The sequence below is a fragment of the Variovorax flavidus genome, from assembly GCF_030317145.1.
In the GTDB taxonomy this organism is placed as follows: Bacteria; Pseudomonadota; Gammaproteobacteria; order Burkholderiales; family Burkholderiaceae_C; genus Variovorax; species Variovorax flavidus.
Window position 1 is genome coordinate 1,573,397 of record NZ_JASZYE010000001.1, and the last position, 15,183, is coordinate 1,588,579.

The 15,183-nt window shown below is 66.5% G+C and carries 16 protein-coding genes; 9 read left to right on the top strand and 7 right to left on the bottom strand.

The features are described from left to right. Position 1: 1 nt before the first annotated feature. A complete protein-coding gene (locus tag QTH90_RS07660; protein ID WP_286663873.1) occupies positions 2–811 on the bottom strand; it encodes a CoA transferase subunit A in 810 nt (269 codons plus the stop codon). Between the two features lie 93 nt (positions 812–904). Between QTH90_RS07660 and QTH90_RS07665 the strand changes: the two genes are divergently transcribed. The 3 genes from QTH90_RS07665 to QTH90_RS07675 all read left to right on the top strand — a co-directional run bounded on the left by QTH90_RS07665 (position 905) and on the right by QTH90_RS07675 (position 2,841). Then, positions 905–1,471 (top strand): LuxR C-terminal-related transcriptional regulator, encoded by a 567-nt coding sequence (locus QTH90_RS07665; protein ID WP_286664494.1) that lies wholly within the window; start codon positions 905–907, stop codon positions 1,469–1,471. Positions 1,472–1,484: 13 nt separating this feature from the next. Next, positions 1,485–2,552, top strand: coding sequence for an MBL fold metallo-hydrolase (locus tag QTH90_RS07670; protein ID WP_286663874.1), 1,068 nt, complete (start codon positions 1,485–1,487; stop codon positions 2,550–2,552). Positions 2,553–2,655: 103 nt separating this feature from the next. Next, positions 2,656–2,841 (top strand): hypothetical protein, encoded by a 186-nt coding sequence (locus QTH90_RS07675; protein ID WP_286663875.1) that lies wholly within the window; start codon positions 2,656–2,658, stop codon positions 2,839–2,841. Positions 2,842–2,883: 42 nt separating this feature from the next. On the opposite strand, the gene alkB is transcribed toward QTH90_RS07675, so the two are convergent. Genes alkB through ada form a run of 3 tightly spaced genes read right to left on the bottom strand, consistent with a single transcriptional unit; the run spans position 2,884 to position 5,341 of the window. Further along, on the bottom strand, positions 2,884–3,540 hold the full coding sequence (alkB, locus tag QTH90_RS07680; protein WP_286663876.1) for a DNA oxidative demethylase AlkB: 657 nt from the start codon (positions 3,538–3,540) through the stop codon (positions 2,884–2,886). After that, positions 3,537–4,262, bottom strand: a complete 726-nt coding sequence (locus QTH90_RS07685) for a 2OG-Fe(II) oxygenase (protein ID WP_444814687.1) — start codon at positions 4,260–4,262, stop codon at positions 3,537–3,539. The genes alkB and QTH90_RS07685 overlap by 4 nt, the downstream gene beginning before the upstream one ends. Beyond that, positions 4,259–5,341 carry a bifunctional DNA-binding transcriptional regulator/O6-methylguanine-DNA methyltransferase Ada gene (ada, locus tag QTH90_RS07690; RefSeq protein WP_286663877.1) on the bottom strand — a complete coding sequence of 361 codons (1,083 nt, stop codon included), beginning with the start codon at positions 5,339–5,341 and terminating at the stop codon, positions 4,259–4,261. The genes QTH90_RS07685 and ada overlap by 4 nt, the downstream gene beginning before the upstream one ends. Before the next feature lie 172 nt (positions 5,342–5,513). Here ada and QTH90_RS07695 point away from each other — a divergent pair, with 172 nt between their 5' ends. Further along, on the top strand, positions 5,514–7,112 hold the full coding sequence (locus QTH90_RS07695; protein ID WP_286663878.1) for an OpgD/OpgG family glucan biosynthesis protein: 1,599 nt from the start codon (positions 5,514–5,516) through the stop codon (positions 7,110–7,112). 4 nt (positions 7,113–7,116) lie between these two features. Here the strand turns inward: QTH90_RS07695 and QTH90_RS07700 are convergent, their stop codons facing one another. Then, complete coding sequence (locus tag QTH90_RS07700; RefSeq protein ID WP_286664496.1) at positions 7,117–7,491, bottom strand: FKBP-type peptidyl-prolyl cis-trans isomerase; 375 nt, start codon at positions 7,489–7,491, stop codon at positions 7,117–7,119. Positions 7,492–7,661: 170 nt separating this feature from the next. Here QTH90_RS07700 and QTH90_RS07705 point away from each other — a divergent pair, with 170 nt between their 5' ends. Genes QTH90_RS07705 through QTH90_RS07715 form a run of 3 tightly spaced genes read left to right on the top strand, consistent with a single transcriptional unit; the run spans position 7,662 to position 10,443 of the window. Beyond that, positions 7,662–9,056, top strand: coding sequence for an ethanolamine ammonia-lyase subunit EutB (locus QTH90_RS07705; protein WP_286663879.1), 1,395 nt, complete (start codon positions 7,662–7,664; stop codon positions 9,054–9,056). Next, positions 9,053–9,832 (top strand): ethanolamine ammonia-lyase subunit EutC, encoded by a 780-nt coding sequence (gene eutC, locus QTH90_RS07710; protein ID WP_286663880.1) that lies wholly within the window; start codon positions 9,053–9,055, stop codon positions 9,830–9,832. Before QTH90_RS07705 ends, eutC begins: the two co-directional genes overlap by 4 nt. Positions 9,833–9,864: 32 nt before the next feature. Next, positions 9,865–10,443, top strand: coding sequence for a peroxidase-related enzyme (locus QTH90_RS07715; RefSeq protein ID WP_286663881.1), 579 nt, complete (start codon positions 9,865–9,867; stop codon positions 10,441–10,443). A 23-nt stretch (positions 10,444–10,466) separates the two neighbouring features. Here QTH90_RS07715 and QTH90_RS07720 read toward each other — a convergent pair whose 3' ends face one another. Both QTH90_RS07720 and QTH90_RS07725 read right to left on the bottom strand, forming a co-directional pair. Next, positions 10,467–12,134, bottom strand: coding sequence for a phosphoethanolamine transferase (locus QTH90_RS07720; RefSeq protein ID WP_444814711.1), 1,668 nt, complete (start codon positions 12,132–12,134; stop codon positions 10,467–10,469). A 189-nt stretch (positions 12,135–12,323) separates the two neighbouring features. After that, positions 12,324–13,043, bottom strand: coding sequence for a phosphatase PAP2 family protein (locus QTH90_RS07725; protein ID WP_286663883.1), 720 nt, complete (start codon positions 13,041–13,043; stop codon positions 12,324–12,326). A gap of 80 nt (positions 13,044–13,123) precedes the next feature. Between QTH90_RS07725 and QTH90_RS07730 the strand changes: the two genes are divergently transcribed. Together QTH90_RS07730 and QTH90_RS07735 are read left to right on the top strand one after the other, a co-directional pair. Further along, positions 13,124–13,801, top strand: a complete 678-nt coding sequence (locus QTH90_RS07730; RefSeq protein ID WP_286663884.1) for a response regulator — start codon at positions 13,124–13,126, stop codon at positions 13,799–13,801. Next, the gene (locus QTH90_RS07735) at positions 13,798–15,171 is read left to right on the top strand and encodes a sensor histidine kinase (RefSeq protein ID WP_286663885.1); all 1,374 of its coding nucleotides are present in this window, start codon (positions 13,798–13,800) and stop codon (positions 15,169–15,171) included. Before QTH90_RS07730 ends, QTH90_RS07735 begins: the two co-directional genes overlap by 4 nt. Positions 15,172–15,183: the final 12 nt, after the last annotated feature.

Sequence of the window (15,183 nt, forward strand, 5' to 3'; positions counted from 1 at the left end):
CTCAGGCTCCTTTGCTGCTGTTCTTGATGGGGGCCGGGACTTCGCTGCCGGCAGCGGCTTGCGCGATGGCAGCCTGCGCCTCGACCTTCGCGGCCACTGCGTCGACAGGTGCCGCAGCGCTCACCGTCCGCTTCTCGATGCGCTTCTCGGGATTGCTGTTGAGCACGATGCGGTGCACGTAGATGCCTGGCAGGTGGATGTCGTCCGGCGCCAGTTCGCCGACCTCGACGATCTTCTCGACCTCGACGATGCAGATCTTGCCGGCCATCGCCGCAGCCGGATTGAAGTTGCGCGCCGTCAAGCGGAAGCGCAGGTTGCCGGACTTGTCGGCCACGTCGGCCTTGACCAGCGCGACGTCAGGCACGAGCGAGCGCTCCATCACGTAGGTCTCGCCGTCGAATTCGCGCAGTTCCTTGCCTTCGGCGACCTGCGTGCCCACGCCGGTCTTGGTGAAGAAGGCCGGGATGCCGGCGCCACCGGCGCGCAGCTTTTCGGCCAGCGTGCCCTGCGGCGTGAATTCGAGCTGGAGTTCGCCCGCGAGGTATTGGCGCTCGAACTCCTTGTTCTCGCCCACGTAGCTCGCGATCATCTTCTTGATCTGGCGGGTTTCGAGCAGCTTGCCGAGGCCGAAGCCGTCGACACCCGCATTGTTGGAAATGCAGGTCAGGTTCTTGACGCCCGAATCGTGCAGCGCGTCGATCAGCGCCTCGGGGATGCCGCACAGGCCGAAGCCGCCGACGGCGAGCGTCTGGCCATCGGCCACGACACCCTTGAGCGCCGCGTCGGCGGAGGGGTAGATCTTGTTCGCCATGATTCCTCGCTGGGTGATGGTTGATTCAGAGCCTGAGACGATACTACGTACAGGCATACGTAGTATTTCGTAATGGAGACACCCGACACCGATCTGACCGCCATCGACTACCGGCTGGCTTTCGAACAGTCGCCGGTGGGCATGGTGCTGTCTCGCCATCGCATCATCGTGGATTGCAACGCGAGGCTGTGCGAGATGTTCGGTGCCACGCGCAGTGCGCTGGTCGGCCAGTCGTTCCAGGTGCTGTACCCGAGCGTCGCCGAATTCGAGCGCATCGGCAAGCGCATGGAGCCGATCCTGAACGCCAGCGGCCGCTATGCCGACAACCGCATGATGAAAAGGCTGGGCAATCTGCACGGCGCCTTCGCGGGCGAAACCTTCTGGTGCCACGTGAGCGGGCAGGCTCTCAACCGCGCCGCCCCCCACGAGGCGGGCATCTGGACCTTCGAGGATCTCGGCTCGCGCCGCTCCGTCAAGGCCGAACTCACGCCCCGCGAGCGCGAGGTGGCGGCGCAGGTCATGCAGGGGCGCACCTCCAAGGAGATCGGCAAGGCGCTCGCCATCAGCCACCGCACCGTGGAGATCCACCGCGCGCGGCTGATGCGCAAGTACGCGGCAGCGACCACCGCCGAACTGGTGCAAAAACTGATCGCCGGATAAATTGCGGCGAAGCATGAACCCATATCACGACCCCGGGAAGCCGCACCACCGCCCGCGCGGCTTCCAGAACAATTACACGGAGTACCAGCCGAAGAGCCTGTCGGAGCTCCTGCGGTGGCGCAGGGATGCCATCCGCAACCATCTGCCGCCCCCGCCACTGGCACCCACGCCGAGGGTGACGCCCGATCTGGGCTGGCTGCACGCCAACGCACTCGCAGGCGCACGGATGGCGCCGGCCATCACCTACGTCGGCCATGCCACGGTCATGGCCCAGATGGGCGGACTCACGTTGCTGACCGATCCGATGTTCTCCGAGCGCGCCTCGCCCGTGCGGCTCGTGGGCCCGAAGCGGCACACCCCACCCGGCATCGCCCTGGCGGACCTGCCGCACGTGGATCTGGTGCTGGTGTCGCACAACCACTACGACCATCTGGATGCGGCCTCGGTGCTGGGCCTCGATCGGCAGGCGGGCGGACCGCCGCTGTTCGTCGTGCCGCTGGGCCTCAAGCCGTGGCTGGCTTCGCGCGGCATCCGTCATGTGGTCGAACTCGACTGGTGGGACAGCCAACGCGTGCCGTCGGCACGAGGCGATATCGAAGTGACATTGGTCCCGGCACAGCACTGGTCGTCGCGCAGCCCGGGCGACGCCATGGCAACCCTTTGGGGCGGTTTCGCCGTCCTCGCACCGGATTGCCACCTGCTCTTTACCGGCGACACGGGCTACTCGCGCGACTTCACCGATATCCGCCAGCACTTCCAGAGTCGCCAGACGCCCGAGCTTGGCGGCGGATTCGACATCGCGCTGATCCCCATCGGGGCCTACGCACCACGCTGGTTCATGAGCAAGCAGCACGTCGACGTGGAGGAAGCGCTGAAAGTCCACGGTGACGTGGGCGCCAAGCGCTCGCTCGGCATCCACTGGGGCGTCTTCACGCTGAGCGACGAGGCCCTGGACGAACCGCCGAGAAAGCTCGCGGAACTTCGCGACGCCCGGGGCATGCCGGAGGACGAATTCTTCGTGACCGCGGTTGGCGAAACGCGAAAGCTCACGCCCCGCGTCATTGCATCGCCCGGCGCCTGACCCAACCGCCCCCATTGTTTCTGCGAAGCGAACACTGCAGTTCGTTTTGCCCCGATCCTGCACGTGCGATTGGCCTCAGACTCACGTCTCACAGAGGCAGCAAATGAACACGACATGGAACTTCATCTTGGCCGGCGCGGTGACCCTGGCGTCCGCGGCGGGAATCGTCAGCGGTGAGGCCGCGAAGGGCGAGCTGCGCCTCGCCGAGGCGGCCACGTCATTGAGCGCGAGTCCTGAAGCGCTGGCTTGGCTGACCGGTGGCGAGACTTCAGTGGCGTCAGCCCAGTAACGACCACCAACCAAGCGGCCCACGCACGGTTCACGGGCACGCTCAAGCCGCCTTACGGAAAGTGAGATTGACGCGGCAATCGCCGATGAACGGATGCAAGCCCTCCTTCAAGGGCAGCACACCATGGTGATGCAGACGCGCCGGGCCACCCCAGACGACGACATCGCCATGAGCGAGCGGTATGCGCCGGGTCTTGTCCGTCCGCTTAGGCCCGCCGAAGAGGAACACGGCAGGTAGGCCCAACGACACCGAAACGATCGGCTGGCTGTGGTCGCGCTCGTCGCGATCCTGATGCAGCGACAGACGCGTGCCCGCTTCATAGCGATTGATGAGACAGGCGTCCGGCACGAAGCCATCGAAGCCCGCCTGCGCAGCGGCCTCGGTCGCAAGACGGGAGAACTCGGCGGGCATGCGCGGCCAGGGACGGCCCGCCTCGGGATCGATCGCGTCGTAGCGGTAGCCCGTGCGGTCCGAGACCCAGCCCAGATCGCCGCAATTGGTCATCGCGACCGACATGCGAAAGCCGCCGGGCGTGACCATGTGGCGAAGTGGCGATTGGTCGATCACCCGCCGCACTGCATCCAGCAACGCCGCTTCGTACGACCGGGCGAACTGGCGCAGCACCATCGCGCCCGGTTCGAGCGGCTCGACCCAAGGGGTTCCCGGCTCTGTAACGGTGTCGAACAGATCTGGCGTCATGCCGCGTCGTGAAAAATGATGCCGGCCGTGTGCCGGTGACCGGACAGCACCCTGCTCACCCCGTGCCGCAGATTGACCCGGTACACGCCGCGTGTGCCCTGCACCGGTCGGTGATGCACCGCGATCACCGCCGCATCGCCCTGCCGCAGCGGCAGCACCATCGGCCGAGACTGCATGCGCGGCCGCTGCTCGGTCATCACGAACTCGCCGCCCGTGAAGTCGCGGCCCGGCTCGGACAAGAGGATCACGACCTGCAGCGGAAAGATGTGCTCGCCGTACAGGTCCTGATGCAGGCAGTTGTAGTCTTCGGCCCGGTACTGCAGCAGCAAGGGCGTCGGCTTCGTCTGCCCTGCCGCATGGCATCGTGAGATGAAGTCGGCATGCCGGGCAGGAAAGCGCACATCGATGCCCATGACCTCGTTCCAGCGATTCGCGATCGGCGCGAGATGGGGATACACCGCCTCGCGCAAGCCCGCGACGAGATCGGGCAACGGGTACGCGAAATACTTGTACTCCCCGCGGCCGAAGCCATGCCGCTCCATCACGACGCGGCTGCGAAAAGAAGCCTCCGACGCGTACATCGCGGCGAGCATGTCGCACTCGGCCCGCGTCAGCAGGCCGGGGATCACGGCACTTCCCTGCTCATCGAGATCGTTGCTCGCCTGCGCCCAGTCGATCGCACCCACCCGCGCGACCGGTGCATTCATGTCCCGTGCATTCATGCCCGCTTCGCCTCCCGTTGCAGCAGCGCGCTCTTGCGCTCCACCCCCCAGCGATAGCCCGACAGGCTGCCGTCGCTGCGCACCACGCGATGGCACGGGATCGCCACCGCGAGCGTATTGGCGCCGCAGGCCTGGGCCACGGCACGCATCGATTTCGGTGCGCCGATGCGCTTCGCGATGTCGCTGTAGCTGGCGGTCGTGCCGGACGGAATCTCGCGCAGGGCCTGCCACACACGCTGCTGGAAGGCGGTGCCGCGCACGTCGAGCGGAAGGTCCAGGCCCAGCCCCGGCGCCTCGACGAAGCCGACCACCTTCGCGACCAGTTCCTCGAAGCCCGCATCGCCGCCGATCAGCCGCGCCTGCGGAAACTGGTCCTGCAGATCGCGCGCCAGCGCATCGGGGTCGTCCCCGAGCGCGATCGCGCAGACACCGCGTTCGCTCTGGGCAACCAGGATGGCGCCCAGCGCGCACTCGCCGATCGCAAAGCGGATGTCGGTGTTGGCGCCGCCGGCGCGCCATGCCGTGGGCGTCATGCCCAGCATCTCGTTCGAGCGCTCGTAGAAGCGGCCGTTGGAGTTGTAGCCGGCGTCGTAGATGGCATCCGTCACCGTATCGCTGCGCGACAGTTCCTGCCGCACCCGGCTCGCGCGGTGCGCCGCCGCATAGGCCTTGGGCGTGACGCCGGTGATCTCCTTGAAGAGCCGGTGCAGGTGCCAGGTGCTCCACCCGGCGCGCTCGGCGAGCTCTTCCAGCGTCGGTGCCTGTTCCGAACGCTCGATATAGCGGCAGAGGTCTGCAACCGCGGCTGCATGCTGTTCGGCCCGCGCCGGCTGGTCGGGCTTGCAGCGCCTGCACGGGCGAAAGCCCGCGCGTTCGGCGTCCGCGCCCGTCGCGTGGAACTCCACGTTCTCGGGCCGGGCGGAGCGCGCGCCGCAGGAGGGCCGGCAATACACGCCTGTGGTCCTGACCGAGTAGAAGAAGCGTCCGTCCGCCGCCGGGTCGCGGGCGAGCACGGAGGCCCAGCGCGGATCGGTCACCGTGGCGAGGGCCCGCATCTCGTTGGGATTGCTCATGTTCATATGCATCCTTGTGTTCGTTTGACCGATGCGTTCACTGTAGGGAGCGGCGGCCGGATGCGCACTCCGGCTCTTGCTTTCGAATTCGATCGTAGGACAGCGCCGGCAAGCCCGATTTTTCTTCAGCCCTTGGCCTACGGATCCGGGTGCCCGGGCTCGTTACCATTTGGTCCACATGACCGATCGCCGTTCCTTCCTCGCCGCCGGCGGCGCCTCATTGGCGCTTGCCGCTCTCGGACTGCCCGCCGACGCCCTCGCGGCCGGTGGGCTCACCCTCAGCCAACCCCGGCCCTTCTCCTTCGAACGTCTTGTTGCATTGGCGAAGTCGCTGGGCGCCAAGCCCTACGTTGCCGACACTTCGCTACCGGCCAGCGTGCTCGAGCGCATCGACTACGACGCGCACGGCAAGATCAAGTTCAACACCGACAACGCCCTGTTCAAGGACGGACCCGGCCAGTTTCCGGTGACCTTCTTCCACCTCGGGCGCTACTTCCAGACGCCGGTGCACATGTTCGTCCTGGAAAGCGCTGGCGGCGACGGCTTCGCACGCGAGATCGTCTACGACGCCTCGTATTTCGCCATGCCCGAGGACAGCCCCGCGCGGCAACTGAAGGACGGCGCCGGTTTCGCCGGATTCCGGCTGCAGGAGAGCCGGCTGGGCGACCAGAAGAAGCTCCCCTGGCAGAACAACGATTGGGCCGCCTTTCTTGGCGCCTCCTACTTTCGCGCCATCGGCGAGCTCTTCCAGTATGGGTTGTCGGCGCGCGGCATTGCCCTCGACGCGGCCATGCCCGACCGTGCGGAGGAGTTTCCGACCTTCACCCGCTTCTACTTCGAGCCGCCCGCATCGGACACGTCCAATTCGATGACGATCTACGCGCTGCTCGAAGGCCCCAGCATCACGGGCGCCTACAAGTTCGTCCTGCAGCGCGACAAGGCCGTGCTGATGGACATCGACGCGCGCCTCTTCCTGCGCCGCGACGTGGGCCGGTTCGGCCTCACCCCGCTTACCTCGATGTACTGGTATTCCGAATCGGTGAAACCCACCGGCATCGACTGGCGCCCCGAGGTGCATGACTCCGACGGCCTGGCGATCTGGAACGGCGCCGGCGAGCGCATCTGGCGGCCGCTGAACAACCCGACCCAGACCCGCGCCTCGGCCTTCGCCGACACCAACCCGCGCGGCTTCGGCCTGCTGCAGCGTGACCGCGCCTTCGACCACTTCCAGGACGGCGTCTACTACGAGAAGCGCCCCAGCCTATGGGTCGAACCGCAGGGAAACTGGGGCGAAGGCTCGGTGCAGCTCATCGAGATCCCGACCGACGACGAGATCCACGACAACATCCTCGCCTGCTGGGTGCCCAAGGCGCCGGCCACGGCGGGGTCGAGCTACAACCTGAAGTACAGGCTGCACTGGAGCGCGGAAGAGCCCTTCCCCTCGCCGTTGGCGCGCACCGTGGCCACGCGCATCGGGCGCGGCGGCCAGCCGGGACAGCCGCGGCCGCAGGGCGTGCGCAAGTTCATGGTGGAGTTCATCGGCAAGCCGCTCGAATCGCTGCCCTTCGGCGTCAAGCCCGAACTGGTGCTGACGGCTTCACGCGGCAAGTTCTCGTACATCTTTGCCGAGGCCGTGCCGAACGGCGTGCCGGGTCACTGGCGTGCGCAGTTCGATTTCACGGCCGAAGGTACGGAGCCGGTCGATATGCGGCTGTACCTGAAGAACGGCGACCAGACGCTGTCCGAAACCTGGCTCTACCAGTTCCAGCCGTTCTAGGGCTTCAGCGGCTCTTGATCGAGATGAGCTCGATCTCGAAGTTGAGCGTCGCGTTCGGCGGAATCACGCCGCCTGCACCACGCGTCCCGTAGGCGATGGCGGGCGGGCATGTCAGCTTGGCCTTGCCGCCGACCTTCATCAACTGGACGCCTTCCGTCCAGCAGGGGATCACGCCGTTGAGCGGGAATTCGGTGGGCTCGCCGCGCTTGTAGGAGCTGTCGAACTCCTTGCCGTCCTGGAAGGTTCCACGGTAGTGCACCTTGACCACATCGGTCGCCGCGGGCGACGGACCCTTGCCTTCGGTGATGGACTGGAACACCAGGCCGCTCGGCTTGGTGACGGGCGCAGACTGGGCGAAGGCGGTCGGCAGGACGAACATCGAAACGAGGGCGGCGCAAAGAGCTGATCGCACGGTAGAAACCTTGGTTGAATGGATGAACGGTTCATTATTGCCGCGCGCCAAGGCACACTGGCACCGCTCTTGCACGCCGTTGCGAATTCGCCTTGCGTCGCACAAGGGCGCAGTTTCCCGACACACTGGTTCCACCGATGCGCTATCGCACCACGATCGAATCGCAAGTCTTCGAGTTCGACGACCTGAAGCAGGTCATGGCTTTCGCGAGCCCTGCCCGCACGGGGGACTACCTCGCGGAAATCGGCGCCGCCACCGCACAGCAGCGCATGGCGGCGCGTCACGTGCTGGCAGACACGCCGCTGAAGCAGTTCCTCACCGAAGCGCTGGTCCCCTACGAAGACGACAACATCACGCGGCTCATCATCGACGGGCACGACGCACAGGCCTTCGCGCCCGTGTCGCACCTGAATGTCGGCGACTTTCGCAACTGGCTGCTGTCCGAAAAGGCCGATGCCGCGGCGCTTGCCGCCCTGGCGCCGGGGCTCACGCCCGAGATGGTTGCCGCGGCGTCGAAGCTGATGCGCAACCAGGACCTGATCGCGGTCGCGCGCAAGTGCAGCGTCGTCACCCGCTTTCGCGACACCATCGGACTGCCGGGGCATCTGTCGGTGCGCCTGCAACCCAACCATCCCACCGACGACCTGCGCGGCGTGGCGGCGTCGACGCTCGACGGCCTGCTGATGGGCGCGGGCGACGCGGTCATCGGCATCAACCCGGCCTCGGACAGCATGCCGGTGCTGGCCAACCTGCTGCACATGCTCGACGAAGTGATCCAGCGCTTCCAGATCCCGACGCAAAGCTGCCTGCTGACCCATGTCACGAACACCTTGAAGCTGGCAGAGTCGGGCGCACCGATCGACCTCGTGTTCCAGTCGATCGGCGGCACCGAGAAGACCAACCGCTCCTTCGGCGTCACCCCCGAACTGCTCGACGAGGCCTACGCGGCCGCGCTCTCCCTGCAGCGCGGCACGGTCGGCGAGAACCTCATGTACTTCGAGACGGGGCAAGGCAGCGCGCTCTCGGCCAACGCCAACTTCGGCGTCGACCAGCAGACCTGCGAGGCCCGCGCCTACGCGCTCGCGCGGCGCTACAAGCCGCTGCTCGTCAATACCGTGGTCGGCTTCATCGGACCCGAGTACCTGTATGACGGCAAGCAGATCATCCGCGCGGGCCTGGAAGACCACTTCTGCGGCAAGCTCCTCGGCCTGCCGCTGGGCTGCGACGTCTGCTACACCAACCATGCGGAAGCCGATCAGGACGACATGGACACGCTGCTCGTGCTGCTGGGCACGGCCGGCATCAACTTCATCATGGGCGTCCCGGGCGCGGACGACGTGATGCTCAACTACCAGAGCACCTCCTTCCACGACGCGCTCTTCCTGCGCGAAACGATGGGGTTGAAACGCGCGCCCGAGTTCGAGGCCTGGCTGCAGCGCATGCAGATCACGGATGCCGCGGGCCGTCTGCAGCCGCCCTCCTTCAACCGGCTTCTCGCGGGCATGCGCGACTTGAAGGCACTGAGCTCATGAAGGACGACGCGGTCACGCACAGCCCCTGGGCCGATTGGCGGCAAGCGACACCGGCCCGCGTGGCGCTCGGCCGCGCAGGGGCCGGCATGCCGACGGACGAAGTGCTGCGCTTCGGATGGGCGCATGCGATGGCGCGCGATGCGATCCACGCGGCACTCGACGTCAAGGCGCTAGCGGCTTCGCTGGATGCGGATGGCTGGGAGGTTGCTCAGGTGCGCAGCCGCGTGCAGGACCGGGCGGACTACCTGCGTCGTCCCGACCTGGGCCGCCAGCTGGACGCCGAGGACGCATCGCGCCTGGTCGCAATGGCCGGGCAACCGCGCGATGTCTGCATCGTCGTCGGCGACGGGCTTTCCTCGCTGGCCGTGAGCCGCCATGCCGTCCCGCTGCTGGCCGCGCTGCGGCAGCACCTTCCAACGGGGCTTTCGTTGACGCCGGTCGTGATCGCGTCGCAGGCTCGCGTCGCCCTTGCGGACGAGATTGCGGAGGCCTTCGGCTCACGGCTGTCGATCATGCTGATCGGCGAGAGGCCGGGCCTCAGTTCGCCTGACAGCCTCGGGATCTACATCACGCACGCGCCGAAACGCGGCCGGCACGATGCCGAGCGCAACTGCATCTCGAACGTGCGGCCCGAGGGACTCACCTATCCGATGGCCGCGTTCAAGCTCGCCTGGCTGGTCCGCGAAGCCTTGCGCCGGGGCCTGACCGGCATCGACCTGAAGGACGAAAGCGACCTCGCGGTGCTGGCATCGGACAGCGGCCCCGCGCTCCTATGATGGGCCTCGTGCCCGCACGTCAGGAGACATTCATGACCGAACGCTACCCCCTGGCCGAACTCAAGGACCTGCCCGACGACATCCGCGTCGCGGTGCTCGAAGTCCAGGAAAAGGCGGGCTTCGTACCCAACGTGTTCCTCGCGCTCGCGCGCCGGCCTGCCGAATGGCGCGCCTTCTTCGCGTACCACGACGCACTGATGCTCAAGGAAGAAGGCTCGCTCACCAAGGGCGACCGCGAAATGATCGTCACCGCCACCAGCGCGGCCAATCAATGCCTCTACTGCGTCGTCGCGCACGGCGCGCTGCTGCGCATCTACGAGAAGAAACCGCTGGTGGCCGATCAGGTCGCGGTCAACTGGCGAAAGGCCGACATCACGCCACGGCAGCGTGCGATGCTCGAATTCGCCATGAAGGTCTGCGAGCGCTCGCACGAAATCGACGAGACCGATTTTCCGCCGCTGCATGCGCACGGATTCAGCGACGAAGACATCTGGGACATCGCAGCCATCACTGCGTTCTTCGGTCTTTCCAACCGCATGGCGAGCTTCAGCGGCATGCAGCCGAACCCCGAGTTCTTCCTGATGGGTCGGCTGCCGCGCGAGAAGAAGTAGCCGCTTCGGCGCCGCCGTCGCGTTCAGTTGCTCGCGACGTTGTCTCCGCGACAGGACGCCAGCGCGTCGAGCGAGGGCTTGTAGGTGGGCGTGGTCACGTCCATCACGCCCAGGACGGTGTGATAGAGGTTGTCGTGGCTCAGCGCTGCATCGGAGCCTGCTTCCATGCAGGTGCTGGACAGCTTGCGCCGCGCCTTCATGCCGTCGCTGAACCAGGTCACCATCGGCACGTGCTTCTGCACCTCGGGCGCGAAGCCGTAGGGCACGCCGTGCAGGAACAGCCCGTACTCGCCCAGCGATTCGCCATGGTCGCTCAGGTAGATGAGCGCCGGGTCGAAGCGCCGGCTCTGGCCCTGGAGCCAATCAATGGTCTTGCCGAGGAAGCGGTCGGTGTAGGCGATGGAGTTGTCGTAGCCGTTGACCAACTCGGCATGGCTGCATTCGGCAAGCGCGTTCGTCGTGCACTCGGGCAAGAAGCGCTTCACGTCCGGCGACGATCGCTTGAAATAGGACGGGCCGTGGCTTCCCATCTGGTGCATCACCAGCACCACGCCCTTGTTGCGGCGCTCGGCGGGCAATGCGGCCAGGCGTTCGTCCAGACCCCGGAGCATCACGTCGTCGAGGCATTCGTCGCCATCGCAGAGCGCGGCTTGCACGCTCGGCTCGAGGTTCTGGAAAGCGGACGCATGGGGCACGCGGTCGCAGACGCCCTTGCAGCCGCCGGCCTGGTTGTCCAGCCAGAACACGGCGAGGCCGGAAGCCTGCAGCACGTCCATGAGGTTTTCGTAATCGTTCTTGCGCGCCTCGAAATCCTGCTTGCCCAGCGGGGAGAACATGCAAGGCACGGAGGCCAGGGTGTTGGTGCCGCAGGAATGCACGTCACCGTAGCTGAGCACGTGACGTGCAGCGAGTTCAGGGGTCGTGTTGCGTGCGTAGCCGTTGAGTCCGAAGTGATCGGCACGGGCCGTCTCACCTACCACGAGCACGAACAAGGGCGGCTTCACCTGGCCCGCGTAGCTGGTGCCCAGTGCAGCGCCGCCGGCCACGGGGACGAGCTTCCGGCTGTGCTTGAACATCGGGCGGATCGCCACCGTCGCGCCGGAGTAGATGCTCGCCATCGGATTCATCATGTAGCGCAAATGAACGTTGTTGCGCATCAGGGGCGCCAGCTGCCGGTTCATCGCCAGCGCACCGCCTGCTGCCACGGCTGCGGCAGCCAGCAGCAGCACTGCATTGCGCCAGGCCTGCGCGACGAAGGGCTGCGGCTCGACGCGCACGCGCCAGAGCGCCCATGCGGGCAGCGCACTGACCAGCAGCACGTTGACCACCATGCGCCAGCTCAGCAGGTCGCGGACTTCGTTGGGGTCGGTCTGCACGGCATTGGCCAGCATGCTGGGATCCATCACGACGCGATAGCTCAGCATGTAGTGCTGCACCACGGCGGCAAGCACCACGACGCCGAACCAGAGCGGCTTCATCCAGCGTGTCCACGCCGTGAACGACAGGATCGCGACGGTGCCGCACAAGGTCAGCAAGGCCATGAGCGCGATCGACGGCAAGTACACGCTCGGCGCGCCGCCAATGCGCGCCAACTCGCTCCACAGCGGCCAGTTGGCAGCGACGGCGAGATAGAGGGTCAGCCAGATGACGATCGTGCGAGGAGAGCGCGAGCGCGCGAACCAACTGTCGATGGACTGCCAGAGTCCGGCGGCAGATGTCGTCGAGGAGGTTTGGACTGAAGCGCCTGTGGAGACGCGATCTTGGGGAAGGGGCGTGGATTGCACGTGGGAACCAGACATCCCACGAGGTTAGAAAGCGGGACTGAAAAATCGCTGAACGAGTTGGTCAGGTTTTGTTCAGCTTCAACCGCAACTCGCCCGTCAGACCGGGCCGCGGGCCGGCAACTGCATCGACCTGCGACGGGCGCGGAAGTTCGAAGCCCGCAGCACCAGCGCGTCGATGGCGAAGGCTGTCGCCCAGCAAACCCAGGCGGTCCACAGCGTGTGGCTCATGTAGTGGGCGCCGCGAAGCTGCTGCGACAGTCCCAGCACCAGGCCTGCCGCCAGCGCGCATGCCAGCCAGGTGCGTGCGATGCCGGGCGACACGCGACGGAAAACGAAATAGCCGCCGATGTAGGCAAATCCAGCCGATGCGTGGCCTGCCGGAAAGCAGTTGCCACCGCCGCCGTCGCGTGCGCCCCAGGCCCAATGCGAGACGTAGTGCGCTGCGCCGCCGAAGGTCTGCAGGTCCCACGGGCAACTGGTGGTGCTCGTGTACTTGATGAGGGAAACAACCATCACCGACGCCAGCGTCGTCAAGGCAAGCTGCGCCCGTTCGCCCGCGCTCAGGCGCCGAAGAATCCAGACCGGCCATCGAATGCTGATGAAGAGCCCAATGACGAGCACCCAGCTCAGGGAACGGGCGCCCTCATGCATCACCTTGACCAGGAACCAGTGATCGCGCCAGGGAAAGCCCATCGGCGTGCCTGCCCAGGACGCCAGCGCGACGTCGAGGCCGGCCGCATCCCAGACGAGCAGCAGGACCAGAGTCAGAAGCGTGAGAACAAGAGGGCTGGAACGGGAGGCGGCAGAGCGGATCATGAGGGGCGCCAGCTTAGTTTCACCGGCTGAACCTAGCCTGAAGCCGCACTAGACTCCTCATTTTCGAAAGGACGGGCGCCGTGCGCATATTGCTGGTCGAAGACGACACCGCGCTCGCAAGCGCAGTCTGCAGCTACCTGGAGGCCAAGGCCTTCGTGGTCGATGTGGCACCGGGTCTGGCGGAAGCGCGCGCCGCGCTCTCGGCGGTGCAATACGCCGCGGTGCTGCTGGACCTGCACCTGGGCGATGGCGACGGCCTGTCGTTGCTGCCCACCGTTCGCGCCCTGCGAGATCGCCCCATCGTGATCGTGTTGACCGCACGCGACCAGGTCACGGACCGCATCCGCGGCCTGGACGCCGGAGCCGACGACTACCTGATCAAGCCCTACGACCCCGCCGAGCTGCTGGCACGCCTGCGTGCCGTCGAACGCCGGCGCAGCGCCAGCAGCTCGCCGGTGCTGCATCTCGGTACGCTGGAGATCGACCTGGGACGCGACCTGGTTCGCAAGGAGGGAATGCCGGTCACGCTCACGCAGAAGGAATGGGCGCTGCTGCGCGTGATGGCCACGCGCCCCGACCGCATCCACACGCGCGAGAACCTGGCGGACGCGCTCTACGGCTTCGGCGACGAAGCCGACAGCAACACGCTCGAAGTCTTCATCAGCCGCCTGCGACGCAAGCTCGGCCGCAACCACATCCAGACCCTGCGCGGGCTGGGCTACCGACTGTCGTTCGCACCGGAAGAAGAAGACGAATGAATTTCAAGTTCCTCCAACAGGCCAGCCTCGATCCGCTGGGCAGGCGTGATTCGCTTGCGGGTCAGCTCACGCGCACGCTCATCGTCTGGGTGGGCGGGGTCTGGCTCCTGTGCGTGCTCGGCGTGGTCTGGTATGTGGACCGGGAGATCAACCACAACTTCGACAACGAGCTGGTGGAAGTCTCGCACCGCATGTTCGACATGGCCGTGCAGGAGCTCGAAAAGCTCCGGCACGAGAACCCGAGCGCGCGCGCCCCGCTCATCGCACCGCCGCAGCTCTTCTCGACCGACGCCGTGATCTACCAGGTGGTCGACACGCACGAGCGCGTGCTGCTGCGTTCGGCCGAGGCGCCCGTCAACGCCTTCGACGTGCCGCTCGCGCCCGGCTTTGCCAACACCGAACCCTGGCGGATCTACACCGTGCGCCATCCCTCGCGCGATCTGTTCTTCCAGGTGGCCGATCCGCTGGATGAGCGCCGCACTGCGCTCAACCGCACGCTGCTGGGCCTGATCATTCCGCTGGGCGCAGTGCTGCCCTTGCTGGCGCTCGTGCTGCGCAACGTGGCGCGCAACGAACTGCGTGTGCTGCAGCAACTGGCCGGCGAGATCGAGCAGCGCAGCGGCAGCGACCTGCGCCCTATTCGGCTCCCGGGGCTGCCCAAGGAACTGCGTTCGGTCGGCGACCACGTCAATCAGTTGCTCGAGCGCCTCGCGCAATCGCTGGACGTCGAGCGGGCACTGGCAGCGAACGCCGCGCATGAACTCCGCACGCCCCTCGCGGCCGCGCGACTGCGCCTGCAGACCGCGCTCGAGCATGACCTGAAGCGCGATGAAGTCCTGGCGGCGCTCGAAGCCCTGCAGGTACTCGGGCATCGCACCGAAAAGCTGCTGCAGCTGTCGAGGGCCGAATCCGGCGCCTCGCTGACGCGCGCGAGGATCGATCTGGTCCAGCTCGCCGGCACGGTCGCGCAGGAGTTCTGGCAGGACCCGCGCGCAAACGAACGCCTGAAACTGAAAGTGCCCGAGGACGAACTGCCGATGGCCCTGGGCGATGTCGACGCACTGGCGATCGCACTACGCAACCTGATCGAGAACGCGCTGCGCTACGGCGGCCAAGGCCGGGTCGTGGTCGAGGTGATGGCGCCCTGCACGCTGTCGGTGCGCGACTACGGCCCCGGCGTCAGCGCGGACCAGTTGCGCACGTTGCAGCAGCGCCACGTGCGCCACGGTTCCGATCGCGCCGGCTACGGGCTCGGACTGTCGATCGTCGGCACCATCGTCGAGAAGCTGAGCGCGCGGCTCGAATTGACGTCCCCCCCTCACGGCGCGGCCACGGGCTTCGAAGCACGCATCGTGTTGCGTGCTGCGTAGGCTGAACAGCCT

What these genes read in the sequence shown, in the direction of transcription:
- QTH90_RS07660 (WP_286663873.1), bottom strand. Translation starts at nt 811, where the DNA reads ATGGCGAACAAGATCTACCCCTCCGCCGACGCGGCGCTCAAGGGTGTC.
- QTH90_RS07670 (WP_286663874.1), top strand. Translation starts at nt 1,485, where the DNA reads ATGAACCCATATCACGACCCCGGGAAGCCGCACCACCGCCCGCGCGGC.
- QTH90_RS07675 (WP_286663875.1), top strand. Translation starts at nt 2,656, where the DNA reads ATGAACACGACATGGAACTTCATCTTGGCCGGCGCGGTGACCCTGGCG.
- alkB (WP_286663876.1), bottom strand. Translation starts at nt 3,540, where the DNA reads ATGACGCCAGATCTGTTCGACACCGTTACAGAGCCGGGAACCCCTTGG.
- QTH90_RS07685 (WP_444814687.1), bottom strand. Translation starts at nt 4,262, where the DNA reads ATGAATGCACGGGACATGAATGCACCGGTCGCGCGGGTGGGTGCGATC.
- ada (WP_286663877.1), bottom strand. Translation starts at nt 5,341, where the DNA reads ATGAACATGAGCAATCCCAACGAGATGCGGGCCCTCGCCACGGTGACC.
- QTH90_RS07695 (WP_286663878.1), top strand. Translation starts at nt 5,514, where the DNA reads ATGACCGATCGCCGTTCCTTCCTCGCCGCCGGCGGCGCCTCATTGGCG.
- QTH90_RS07700 (WP_286664496.1), bottom strand. Translation starts at nt 7,491, where the DNA reads ATGTTCGTCCTGCCGACCGCCTTCGCCCAGTCTGCGCCCGTCACCAAG.
- QTH90_RS07705 (WP_286663879.1), top strand. Translation starts at nt 7,662, where the DNA reads ATGCGCTATCGCACCACGATCGAATCGCAAGTCTTCGAGTTCGACGAC.
- eutC (WP_286663880.1), top strand. Translation starts at nt 9,053, where the DNA reads ATGAAGGACGACGCGGTCACGCACAGCCCCTGGGCCGATTGGCGGCAA.
- QTH90_RS07715 (WP_286663881.1), top strand. Translation starts at nt 9,865, where the DNA reads ATGACCGAACGCTACCCCCTGGCCGAACTCAAGGACCTGCCCGACGAC.
- QTH90_RS07725 (WP_286663883.1), bottom strand. Translation starts at nt 13,043, where the DNA reads ATGATCCGCTCTGCCGCCTCCCGTTCCAGCCCTCTTGTTCTCACGCTT.
- QTH90_RS07735 (WP_286663885.1), top strand. Translation starts at nt 13,798, where the DNA reads ATGAATTTCAAGTTCCTCCAACAGGCCAGCCTCGATCCGCTGGGCAGG.